Origin of the sequence: Zavarzinia sp., from assembly GCF_049306435.1 — a bacterium.
Taxonomy (GTDB): domain Bacteria; phylum Pseudomonadota; class Alphaproteobacteria; order Zavarziniales; family Zavarziniaceae; genus Zavarzinia.
This window is the reverse complement of the sequence record NZ_JBAQRT010000323.1, coordinates 21,733-32,822: the sequence shown is the minus strand read 5'-3', so window position 1 is coordinate 32,822 and position 11,090 is coordinate 21,733. Positions and strand designations below refer to the sequence as shown.

Genomic DNA, 11,090 nt, shown 5'->3' with positions numbered 1-11,090 from the left:
GTCCCGGCTGCCGGTCTTCCTGCGATCGATGGACTGGATGGCGAGGGCGGCGCGGCTCGACCGGCCGGGGGCGGGCGGGTTTCTGGTCCAGGGCGGGCTCGCCGCGATCTTTCTCGCCGTCGTGCCGGTGTTCCTCGCCGACGAAGGCGCGGATCTGGCGCGGACCATGGCCGCCCTCGACCGTCAGGTGAAGCGGGCCGATGCCCTGATGCGCCGTCTCCCGTCCGGGCTGTTCCAGCGCAGTTCCGCAATCGACGGGACATGGAGCTCGGCTATAGTTAAGAAGAAACCCTGACGACTCGGGGGACAAACGGAGGATGGATGCCGATGAGCGACGATAAGACCAACCCCAGCCTGCTCGGCCTCGATGTCGGCAAACTCCTCGGCAGTTTCCGTCTGCCCACCGTCGATGTCGGCCAGTTGATCGAAACCAACCGCCGCAACATGGATGCCCTGATCGCCGCCCAGCGTTCGGTGACCGATGGCTACACCAGCCTCGCCCGCCGCCAGGTCGAGATCTTCCAGAACACGATGGACATGGCGCAGTCCGCGATCAAGGCCAAGCGCGAGGCGAAGAAGGGCGGCGAGGAATCGTCGGGCGATGGCCCGTCATCGACCGAAATCGCCCGGATGGCCCTCAACATGGCGGTCCAGAACATGAAGGATCTGGCCGAAGCCGCCTCCAAGGCCAATGGCGACGCGCTGGCGCTGATCAACGATCGCATGAAGGCGACATTGACCGAGCTCAAGGCCATGCGGGAAAAGAAGGACTAATTGTATAATTGTGCGGTGCCGTCGATTTTTTTGCAGTTGCGGCGCGGCAGCGGATACACTCTGGTCTCCTCCCCCCGTCACTCCGGCATAGCCGCCCCCGACGAAAGGATTCGTTATGGCCTCCGAGAAGCCTGAATTCCCGTTCTTCAATTTCGACGTGAAGAAATTCGCGGGCGATCTGAAGCTGCCCAACGTGGATCTCGATTCCATCGTCGCGTCCTCGCGCAAGAACATCGAGGCGCTGACCCAGGCCAACCGCATCGCCTTCGAGGGCTTCCAGGCGGTGGCCAAGCGCCAGGTCGAGATCATGCGCGAGACCATGACCGAGGCGGCGAGCGTGCTGCGCAACGTGATGTCGGGCAATCCGTCCGATGCCAAGGTGGCGCCCGAGGTCCTGAAGAAGGCGTTCGAGGCCGCGCTGGGCAACATGCGCGAGTTGGCGGAAATGACCTCCAAGGCCAATTCCGAAGCCTTCGACGTCATTCAGAAGCGCGTCGCGGATTCGATCGAGGAACTGAAGTCCCTGACCGCCAAGGCCAAGGGCGACAAGTAAGGCGCGCGCGGGCGGCCCCGGGTCGCCCGCGCCCCGCATATCGCGTCACGCCCCCAGCGTCACGGAGACTATCCTGTCATGCCTGCGGATGACCCCTTGGCCGCCGCCACCGCACTCGCCACATTCGACGATTTCCTGAAGCTCGATATTCGGGCCGGTACCATCGTCGCTGCCGAGGCCTTTCCCGCCGCCCGCAAACCCGCCTGGAAACTCACGGTCGATTTCGGCCCGGCGATCGGCCTTCGCCGCTCATCGGCCCAGATCACGGTGCACTACGCGCCTGAAGATCTGATCGGCCGCAAGGTGCTCGGCGTCGTGAATTTCCCGCCGCGCCAGATCGGCCCCTTCATCTCGGAAGTCCTCGTCCTCGGCCTGCCCGACGAAAACGGCGCCGTCGTCCTCGTCACCCCCGAACGCGACGTACCCAACGGCGGCCGCCTGTTCTGACGGCAGGGATTGGGGCAGGGCGGTTGGTTCCCGGTTCCCAGACCGTTGAACTTCGGCGCTCGAAGACGTCACGAGCTTGATCGTTGCGGTTGGCCCCCAGTCACCAGACCGCTAAACTCTTGGTCCGAATACGGGCGCGTTGCTGGCCGTTGCGGTTGGCCCCCAGTCACCAGACCGCTAAACTCGTGCCGAAGGCGAGCGTGCGGCTCCCCGTGTTGCGGTTGGCCCTCAGTCACCAGACCGCTAAACTATAGCGGATTCTGCTTGGGAGGCGGAATCAGTTGCGGTTGGCCCCCAGTCACCAGACCGCTAAACTGGCGAGACGCCGAATTCCATCAGCTTCCCCGTTGCGGTTGGCCCCCAGTCACCAGACCGCTAAACTGCTTGACAACTACGACCATGGCGAGATCGCGTTGCGGTTGGCCCCCAGTCACCAGACCGCTAAACTATGCCAAGCCCTCATCCAGAGGTTCAGAAGGTTGCGGTTGGCCCCCAGTCACCAGACCGCTAAACTGCGGAAGGTCGTGCCCCGGCGCTTCGTGTCGTTGCGGTTGGCCCCCAGTCACCAGACCGCTAAACTGCCGGCCAGTGACGTCATGTGTTTCGGCGAGTTGCGGTTGGCCCCCAGTCACCAGACCGCTAAACTATATCTGAAGTCTCACCCGCTCTGCGTCAAGTTGCGGTTGGCCCCCAGTCACCAGACCGCTAAACTGGGCGAAGGTGATCGCCGACAACGTCCAGTGTTGCGGTTGGCCCCCAGTCACCAGACCGCTAAACTTCGCCCGAAACGATCGCTCAAGCGCCACCAGTTGCGGTTGGCCCCCAGTCACCAGACCGCTAAACTGAAGGCACCGTCGCGGAAGTGCTGAACCAGGTTGCGGTTGGCCCCCAGTCACCAGACCGCTAAACTGCCGACGAGGCCCGAATGACCGAAGCCGCGGTTGCGGTTGGCCCCCAGTCACCAGACCGCTAAACTCGGTCCGGCCTGCGCTTCGTCGGCGAGACGGTTGCGGTTGGCCCCCAGTCACCAGACCGCTAAACTCGCGGCGGAGGCCGGCTTGCTGCAATACTGGTTGCGGTTGGCCCCCAGTCACCAGACCGCTAAACTGCAAACGGCAATGGCGTGCTGTCCGGCCGAGTTGCGGTTGGCCCCCAGTCACCAGACCGCTAAACTCGGCCGGCGCCATGCCTTGGCGGCAAGATCGTTGCGGTTGGCCCCCAGTCACCAGACCGCTAAACTCGAACCCATTCTGCGCCCATGCGCGTCTTGGTTGCGGTTGGCCCCCAGTCACCAGACCGCTAAACTGGTCGCGCCCTTGAGGAATTGCGCCGAAGTGTTGCGGTTGGCCCCCAGTCACCAGACCGCTAAACTTTGGTCCTGATCGTAAAGCGGCACGATGACGTTGCGGTTGGCCCCCAGTCACCAGACCGCTAAACTGCTGCGGCGCTGGCCGTCGCTCACTATTATGTTGCGGTTGGCCCCCAGTCACCAGACCGCTAAACTTGTTTCATCGTCCATCAGCTTGGCGGCGGTGTTGCGGTTGGCCCCCAGTCACCAGACCGCTAAACTGCCGATGAAGACGAGGGCGAAGAGGCCGCCGTTGCGGTTGGCCCCCAGTCACCAGACCGCTAAACTCATCGCCGAGGTGGACAGGGGGCTTCCGTCGTTGCGGTTGGCCCCCAGTCACCAGACCGCTAAACTCTCTCCGAAGCTGTTCAGAAGGCAGTCAAGGTTGCGGTTGGCCCCCAGTCACCAGACCGCTAAACTAGGATCGGGATGAGATCGCCCGCCGCATGTGTTGCGGTTGGCCCCCAGTCACCAGACCGCTAAACTCAAGGTCTCGCGGGCTTGCGGGCTGGTGGCGTTGCGGTTGGCCCCCAGTCACCAGACCGCTAAACTCAGGCGATCCACTTCACGGTCAATCTCCCGGTTGCGGTTGGCCCCCAGTCACCAGACCGCTAAACTCGTGGCGCCCTTCAAGAACTCATTGGCGGCGTTGCGGTTGGCCCCCAGTCACCAGACCGCTAAACTCGGGGCCGTGGCCGGCGTCAAGATCGGAACGTTGCGGTTGGCCCCCAGTCACCAGACCGCTAAACTAGAACGGGCCGCGATAATGGAACACGATGCGTTGCGGTTGGCCCCCAGTCACCAGACCGCTAAACTCCGAGGCGTTGACGGAAGACGAGCGCGTGCGTTGCGGTTGGCCCCCAGTCACCAGACCGCTAAACTAAATCGCGAAGCGTGCCACTGCCTGGGTGATGTTGCGGTTGGCCCCCAGTCACCAGACCGCTAAACTGGCCGAAGACGCGAGATAGTGATCGCTTATGTTGCGGTTGGCCCCCAGTCACCAGACCGCTAAACTTAAGGCTGTTATAATTAGGTCTATGATAACGTTGCGGTTGGCCCCCAGTCACCAGACCGCTAAACTGAGTTTGAATGCGGACATGAAAGCCGCTTGGTTGCGGTTGGCCCCCAGTCACCAGACCGCTAAACTCAAGGTTGCTTGCAAGGTTCGACCATCCAGTGTTGCGGTTGGCCCCCAGTCACCAGACCGCTAAACTTCATAGGTTACACGGACGCTTGTCGCGGTCGTTGCGGTTGGCCCCCAGTCACCAGACCGCTAAACTATTGGCGGAAGCAATCGACGCGGCGGCTAAGTTGCGGTTGGCCCCCAGTCACCAGACCGCTAAACTCGCAATTCGACCCATACCACGCGCTACAGCGTTGCGGTTGGCCCCCAGTCACCAGACCGCTAAACTTGCCGTTCGCGACGATCGTGATCACGGCAGGTTGCGGTTGGCCCCCAGTCACCAGACCGCTAAACTAAAGTCGGCCAAACGGCGGATACTACTCCGGTTGCGGTTGGCCCCCAGTCACCAGACCGCTAAACTGCACGCCGAAATGCTGCTGTGGTTTCATTTGTTGCGGTTGGCCCCCAGTCACCAGACCGCTAAACTTGTCAACGAGATTGGCCGGCGCGTTGGATGGTTGCGGTTGGCCCCCAGTCACCAGACCGCTAAACTCGCCGCCATCGAGGCGATGCGATACAAAGAGTTGCGGTTGGCCCCCAGTCACCAGACCGCTAAACTGGACTACGGATCAAGGCCTTGGAAACAAGGCCTTTTTTCGTGCTGGGCCGGGTATGGGCGCGGCGCGAATCAGGGTCAGAACAGGGTGAGTTGGCCGGGGTTTTTCGGACTAGGTTCACGTTTCTTTCCTCGGTAGGTCCTGATCATTTCATATTGGCGGTCGGTGATCTGCACGACATGGACCTTGCCGCTGCGGGGCATGGCGGCTTCGATCTGGCGGCACAGGGCATCGGCCTGTTCCTTGCCGGCGGCAAAGCGCAGGTAAACCGAATATTGGCTCATCTCGAAACCGAGGTCGAGCAGGGCGTGGCGAAAGCCGGTGGCGGCCTTGCGCTCGGGCCTGGTCATCACCGGCAGGTCGAAAAGCACGATCAGCCACATGATGCGATAGCCGCTGAGCGCGCTCGGTACCGCCGCAGGGGGAGTCGGCTGCGGGGGCGGGCCGGCGTCATTCACCCCATCCCTCCAGCGGCAGGCGGGGCAGGGGCAGGGCGAGGCGGTCGCCCTCGCCGGCGAAGGCCTTGGCGACGGAATTGACCAGTCTTTCGGCGCAGGTCATCACCGGGCTGGTCCCCTCGCTGGTTGGCAGGTCCAGCACCATGACCCGGGCGAGGGCCGCCTTGGCCTCCCGGTCCACCTGAATCGTGCCGGCGCGTAGCAGGCGCCAGACCTCGATATCCACCACGGGGCGGAACGGCTCCATCAGATCGTCAACGAGAACCATGGCGTTGCCCCGGTTGGCGTGCATCAACCCGAGGGAGGGATGCAGGCCACCCGCCATCACCGCCCGGGCAACGCCGGCCCGCAGCACGGCATAGCCATAGTTGAGCAGGGCATTGGCGCCTTCGGCGTCGCGGTCGCGGCGGAACTCGGGCCCCATCAGCAGTGGCCAGTAGCGCCGGGCGGCCTCGGCCTCGACATTGTCGGGATCGCCGCTGCGCACCTTGGCCGCCAGCAATTGGAAGCCGCCGTGACGGGCGCCGACGGCGGCGAGGCTGGCGCCTTGCGCCAGGATCTTGGCCTTCACCACCTGGGCCCACAGGCGTTTCTTCAGGGGCAGGGCAGCGGCGATCTGGTCGGCGATGCGGCCCGCTTGCTGGTGATGCCCCTCCACCGGCCAGACGATCGCCTCTGGCCGGTGATTGGCCCCGCATAGCACGACCGGAATACCCCGCCGCGACAGCTCCACGAGGATATTATTGGTGAAGCCGAGGCCATGGGCGTTGGCGACCACCGCCGCGATACTGTCCAGTGGCACGCGGCCCACTTCCTCGCCCTTTTCCGATACGGTCAGGAACCCCCGGTCGAGGGCGAGGAAACGGCCATCCGTCGCGATCTCAACGACCCGGCCGATCATCGCGCTTTTCCCGATTCAGGATGTGGCGCAGGCCTTCTTCGGGCGGGATGCGCCAGATCGTGCCCAATTCGTCCACCCGGACCCGCTCGGCGTTCAGGCTCTTCAGGGTGCTGTAGGAGGCCATGAGCCAGCGGAACGGATCATCGGGATCGTCGTGGCGCTCTGTCAGCTTGCCGGCGTCCGTGTGGCCGCACAGGCGCAATCGACTGGCGGAGGGCTCAAGCCGGCGCACGACCATGATCTCGTCCCGCCCGTCGCGCTCGAGGCGCAGCAAGTCGCCCTTGAACACCCGCATGACGAAGCGAAGCCCGGGATCGTCGCGCCAGGCCTGCCGATGGCCGGGGCTGTTGGCGGCGAAGACCGTCGTCACCTCGCCGATCCAGCGGCCGTCCGCCGTCTCCAGGATGTCGATGAAGGCATTCTCGCCCGCGGCATAGGCCTTGTAGGGCACGCCATCCGGTCCCTTGATCGGCACCAGATAATCCGCCTTCTCGGGTTTCAGCAGGCGGACATGGCGGATGCCGTCCCGGACATGCGGATTGCGCTCCCGCACTTCGGCCGCAAAATCCTGCAGGGCCTGATCGAGCTTGATGCCCGATGGTTTCGCCGTCGCCCAATATTCCGCCACCATGTCGCGCAGGCGCCGGTCGCGGATATTGCCGATTTCCTTCTCGGTCAGGCTGGTGAAACTCTTGCGGTAGACGAGGTTCCTGCCCTCCTCCGCCGCCGGATCGCGCACCAGGCCATAGGCCGTGTCCTCGTGCAGGCGGCCGCCGGTGCCATGTTCCGGCCTGTGCGAGATGGTGACCGTGTCCCGCCAGCGCAGGACCTGATCGCGGAACCCGGGCCAGGGCTCGGGCACGATGATCCTGTCCCGCTCCTCGTCGAAGGCCGAGGCCATGGCTTGCAGCAGGCCGCGGCTGGTCAGGGCGGCGACCAGCGCGTCGATGCCGTGATGGCGATGGTCGTTGCGGTCCTTGGCATCGGAAAAATTCAGCCCCCATTTCGCCCGGATCAGCGCGGTCAACCGCCCGGGGATGACCCAGACCTTGTTGGGATCGCAGACGGCGCCCATGTAATCCTTGGCCATGCGGGCGAGCCAGCCGGTCTCGTTCAATTGCCGGTTAAGGAAACCGCCCTCCCGGTCCGCCTGCGCCAGCGCGTCGGGGGCGAAGCGCCAGCGCTTGTTGCGGGGCAGAAGCGCGGCGCGGGCAACGATGTCCGACCAGAGGTAAGACTTGCCCTCGATCGTGGGGCTGTTGCCGAAAGCCTGATGGGGCGTCTTCCGGCCCTTGTGGCGATTGGCATAGCGCATGACCACGGTCTTGTTGGCCGGACTGTCGTCGAAACACAGCTGGAAGGGGATCAGATGTTCGATCTCCACCGCGTCGGATAGCAGCGTCTCGACCGAAATCCGTTCGCCGCTGAAGGGGCAGTGGCGGTCGGCCGCGTCCTTGAAATTCAACTCTTCCCACAGGCGCAGCTTCAGCAGATTGCGGTGGTTCACCGCCTGGCCCAGTTTCATCAACTGCTCGCGGCGCAGATCGTTGCGCCACTGGTTCTGCGCTTGCTCCTTCTCGATCTCCTTCAGCTTCTGGGGGGAGTAGCGGAATTCCCGCGTCATCTCGACGACGACTTCCGCAGGCGGGCCGAACCGCTCGATCAGCGCGTTGACGAGGCGGCGCAACTGGCCAAGGCCGATATGGACCGTCGGATTGGGCAGGCGGCCGAAGCGCTTTTCCGGCGGGTCCTTCGGCTCGCCGCTGCCCATCACCTCGTTGTGCAGCCATTCACCGTAATAGGGCAGGCGGTCCAGTTGCTCCCCGGTCGGGCGGGGCGAATGGGCGGTGCCGAGGCCAGCGATGCAGGCCTTGTCATAGGGCAGACCTTTTTCCATCTCGGGCAGGATCGCCTTGATCGCGCGAAGGCCGAGACGGGAGTAACCGTCGGGCAGCATCGTGCCGGCGATCTTCTCCGCCACGTCCTTGTCGACGCCGGTCTCGCTCCGCAGCCAGTCGATCAGGCGGCTTTCGTCTTCCTCCTCGAGAAGGCGGGTGACGATTTCGATCTGCCGCTCCAGGGGAAATGCGCGCCAGGCCTTGTGAAAGAGCTTGCGGCTGGACAGGCGCGCCGCCGTCTCGTCGCCTTTCAGCTTGTCGCGCTTCTCGCTTTCCAGATTGAAGCGGCTGTCGCCCGGCAGTTTCAGCAGGGCGCGCATCTTGTTGAAGGACAATTCTTTGGCGCCGATCAGGGCGTCGGCGACGCGGTCGCCTTCCTCGATGGTCAAGGCGCGGTCGGCTTGGCCGGCGATCTGCACGCGCAGGTTCCGCACCTCCTGCCAGATGCGGAAACGCTGGGCCAGCGGGTGGGCGCGCGGGCAGCGGAAGCCTTCCGTGTCATCCTTGTCGACGGCGGGCGACAGGCTGCATTTGCCCGCCGGCACCGCCTTCAGCGGGCGCTGGAAGAAGATCAGCCGGTGCAGCCGGTCGTGGACGGCCGCGGTCATTTCCGGGTGATGGGGCGCTTGCGCGGCCCAGATCGCCTCGAATTCCGCCTCGACCATGTCGCGCATCGGATAGAAATCATAGGACGCCTTGGCGCCGCTGCCCTGCATTCGGGTGCGAACCGGCATTCGCGCGGCTTTCCGCTCCGCCAGATAATGGCCGAGGCTGGGGGCGCCAGCTTCCGTCATCGCCTCGCGCAGGCGGCCCGCCGCCTGTTTGATCAGACCGGATTCGCCATCGCCCTTGTCGGACTTGCGGTTGGACTGGAACCCCCGCCGCTGATCGAGATGGAAAATCGCCCGGCCGATCTGGCCGAGGGGCAGGGGCCGATCCAGCGCCGCCGCCCGCAGCGCGTAAGGGTCGAGGGTTTCCAGCGCCTTCCGCGCCGCTTCCTCCGCCGGCATCAGGCCGCTCTCGATCAGCGCCGCCATCAGCCGGCTTCGCCTGCGCACGAAACGGTCGCGCCGCCGCCGCATCCCCCGCGCCAGGCGCCGCGCCATGGCATTCGATTCCCGGGAACGCTCGTCCCGCCCGTCGGGGAAAATGCGGATACCGCCGGGACCGAGTTCCACCGGCTCGCCCACGGCGTCGAGCCAGACCACGAACCAGCCGATGGAATTGGAGCCGAGATCGAGACCGAGGCGGTAGGGACGGGCAGCGCTCATGAGTCGTCTTCCGGTTGTCGTTCTTGTTTCCGTGCCCTCAGCGTGCCCGTTGACAGCCACAGGTCAAAGTGGAAAACTCGAGCCACTGTCGATTAATGGTTGGCCAAACACCTGATATTCCTTAGCGGTCTGGTGACTGGGGGCCTTCCGTTAACAAGCCGAACAGGCACCAAATGGGGACGGGCTGCGGCCTGTCCCCTTCTTGTTTTCGGGGCATGACTTCCGTGCTTGATCGGGGCCGGCCGGGCCGTTATGCCGGGCGTGCGCCATCAGGGGAGCCCGCCTCGTGCCATCCGTGCTTTTCGTCTGTCTCGGCAATATCTGTCGCTCGCCGCTGGCCGAGGGGGCCTTGCGCCATCTGGCGGCGCGGGGCGGGGTGTCGGTGACGGTCGATTCCGCCGGCACCGGGGGCTGGCATGTCGGCGAGCCGCCGGATCGGCGGGCGCAGACGGTGGCCCGGCGTCATGGCGTCGAGATCGGGGGCTTGCGCGGGCGGCAGGTCGCGCCCGACGATTTCAGCCGCTTCGATCATGTCGTCGCCCTCGACCACGACAATCTCGCCGCCTTGCGGCGGTTGCGTCCGGCGGCCGGGGGAGCGCTTCTGTCCCTGCTGCTCGATCATGTGCCGGGGCGGCAGGGGCAGGCGGTGGCCGATCCCTATTATGGCGACGAGCGCGATTTCGAGATCGCCTGGGCCGAGGTCAGCGCCGGGGCGGCGGGCCTCCTGCGCCTGATCGGGGGCGGCTGATTCGCAGCTCAAGCCTTGCGGCGGAAGATACGGCGCAGGGCGAGGATCAGCACGAGCGGCAAGCCAGCCACCCCGCCGACCAGCCCCGCCACGGCGCCGTTCCGCAACAGGCGCGGCAGGGTGGTATCCGCCTCCAGTCGCCGCCAGTCCGCCTCGTCCTTTGGGGCGGGCAGGGGCAGGGGGGCGAAGCCGATGTCGATGCCCCGGATCTGCGCCGGCGGCAGATAGATCGTGACATAACCCGGCCGCACGCTGGCCCGCCCGGGCAGCCGCGACCAGTCGATCAGCGGCGCCGCCAGGGCAATGACCACGGTGGCGAAAGCCAGCGCGGCGACGAGGGCGATCTCGATCAGGCGGGGGCGGCGCGTCACGGCGGGCAGCCGTATTCCTTGCGGAAGTGGCCGATCAGATCGGCGAAACTATTCATGCCCGGCGGCAGATTGGGCTTCCGGTCGGGATTGAGGGCGGTCTGCCGGTCGCTCGCGGCGAGGCTGCGCGACAGCGACGCGCAGGCGGCGGGCGTATCGCCCAGGTCATGTTCGATGCGCGCCTCGCCCAGGGCGGTGTTGGACAGACGGTCGAACACGTTCAGCTGGGCGAAAATTCGGCTGGCTTCCTGCATCTCGGCCAGCGCCCTCCGCAGGCGCTCCGGTGACGCCGCGGGCTGCGTGCTGGCCGGGTTGGCGATGATCGCCTCCGTCCCCGGCGCGCTGAGGAAATAGGCATATTCGCGGTGGGCGAGGGCGAGGCCCGGCTGATCGCCGCTCTGTCGATAGGTCGTCATGGCCTCGAGGATGAGGCGTTCGGCTTCGGCCGGGCGGCCTTCCGCGCTGAACAATTGGCGGGCCTGCTGCAGCTTGACCGCCGGATCGTCGGTGGCGGGAACGCCCGCCGCCGCACAGCCTGCGAGCAGAACACAGGCCAGCAGGGCCGATACAGGGTTTCTCACGGC

Annotated in this window: 9 protein-coding genes, 1 pseudogene and 1 CRISPR repeat array; of the genes and pseudogenes, 5 read left to right on the top strand and 5 right to left on the bottom strand. The window is 65.3% G+C overall.

Features of this window, described 5'->3' with window-relative positions:
• The 4 genes and pseudogenes from WAZ62_RS18715 to WAZ62_RS18700 all read left to right on the top strand — a co-directional run.
• Positions 1–295 (top strand): annotated as a pseudogene (locus WAZ62_RS18715) (hypothetical protein); the annotation flags it as partial.
• A 32-nt stretch (positions 296–327) separates the two neighbouring features.
• Complete coding sequence (locus tag WAZ62_RS18710; protein ID WP_422645054.1) at positions 328–774, top strand: phasin family protein; 447 nt, start codon at positions 328–330, stop codon at positions 772–774.
• 115 nt (positions 775–889) lie between these two features.
• Positions 890–1,327: a phasin family protein gene (locus tag WAZ62_RS18705; protein WP_422645053.1), complete on the top strand. Its 438-nt coding sequence runs from the start codon at positions 890–892 to the stop codon at positions 1,325–1,327.
• A gap of 78 nt (positions 1,328–1,405) precedes the next feature.
• The gene (locus WAZ62_RS18700) at positions 1,406–1,774 is read left to right on the top strand and encodes a tRNA-binding protein (protein WP_422645052.1); all 369 of its coding nucleotides are present in this window, start codon (positions 1,406–1,408) and stop codon (positions 1,772–1,774) included.
• Positions 1,775–1,856: 82 nt separating this feature from the next.
• Positions 1,857–4,864: a CRISPR direct-repeat array (repeat unit 36 nt; unit sequence GTTGCGGTTGGCCCCCAGTCACCAGACCGCTAAACT).
• 75 nt (positions 4,865–4,939) lie between these two features.
• Here WAZ62_RS18700 and cas2 read toward each other — a convergent pair.
• Genes cas2 through cas9 form a run of 3 tightly spaced genes read right to left on the bottom strand, consistent with a single transcriptional unit; the run spans position 4,940 to position 9,390 of the window.
• Positions 4,940–5,320 (bottom strand): CRISPR-associated endonuclease Cas2, encoded by a 381-nt coding sequence (cas2, locus tag WAZ62_RS18695; protein ID WP_422645051.1) that lies wholly within the window; start codon positions 5,318–5,320, stop codon positions 4,940–4,942.
• Positions 5,313–6,221 carry a type II CRISPR-associated endonuclease Cas1 gene (gene cas1, locus WAZ62_RS18690; RefSeq protein WP_422645050.1) on the bottom strand — a complete coding sequence of 303 codons (909 nt, stop codon included), beginning with the start codon at positions 6,219–6,221 and terminating at the stop codon, positions 5,313–5,315. Before cas1 ends, cas2 begins: the two co-directional genes overlap by 8 nt.
• Entirely contained in the window at positions 6,202–9,390 is a 3,189-nt protein-coding gene (cas9, locus tag WAZ62_RS18685; RefSeq protein ID WP_422645049.1) for a type II CRISPR RNA-guided endonuclease Cas9, read from the bottom strand. Before cas9 ends, cas1 begins: the two co-directional genes overlap by 20 nt.
• 286 nt (positions 9,391–9,676) lie before the next feature.
• Here cas9 and WAZ62_RS18680 point away from each other — a divergent pair, with 286 nt between their 5' ends.
• Positions 9,677–10,138, top strand: a complete 462-nt coding sequence (locus WAZ62_RS18680; protein ID WP_422645048.1) for a low molecular weight protein-tyrosine-phosphatase — start codon at positions 9,677–9,679, stop codon at positions 10,136–10,138.
• An 8-nt stretch (positions 10,139–10,146) separates the two neighbouring features.
• Here the strand turns inward: WAZ62_RS18680 and WAZ62_RS18675 are convergent, their stop codons facing one another.
• A complete protein-coding gene (locus WAZ62_RS18675) occupies positions 10,147–10,509 on the bottom strand; it encodes a hypothetical protein (protein ID WP_422645047.1) in 363 nt (120 codons plus the stop codon).
• On the bottom strand, positions 10,506–11,087 hold the full coding sequence (locus WAZ62_RS18670) for a hypothetical protein (RefSeq protein ID WP_422645046.1): 582 nt from the start codon (positions 11,085–11,087) through the stop codon (positions 10,506–10,508). Before WAZ62_RS18670 ends, WAZ62_RS18675 begins: the two co-directional genes overlap by 4 nt.
• Between the last annotated feature and the right edge of the window lie 3 nt (positions 11,088–11,090).

What these genes read in the sequence shown, in the direction of transcription:
- WAZ62_RS18710 (WP_422645054.1), top strand. Translation starts at nt 328, where the DNA reads ATGAGCGACGATAAGACCAACCCCAGCCTGCTCGGCCTCGATGTCGGC.
- WAZ62_RS18705 (WP_422645053.1), top strand. Translation starts at nt 890, where the DNA reads ATGGCCTCCGAGAAGCCTGAATTCCCGTTCTTCAATTTCGACGTGAAG.
- WAZ62_RS18700 (WP_422645052.1), top strand. Translation starts at nt 1,406, where the DNA reads ATGCCTGCGGATGACCCCTTGGCCGCCGCCACCGCACTCGCCACATTC.
- cas1 (WP_422645050.1), bottom strand. Translation starts at nt 6,221, where the DNA reads ATGATCGGCCGGGTCGTTGAGATCGCGACGGATGGCCGTTTCCTCGCC.
- cas9 (WP_422645049.1), bottom strand. Translation starts at nt 9,390, where the DNA reads ATGAGCGCTGCCCGTCCCTACCGCCTCGGTCTCGATCTCGGCTCCAAT.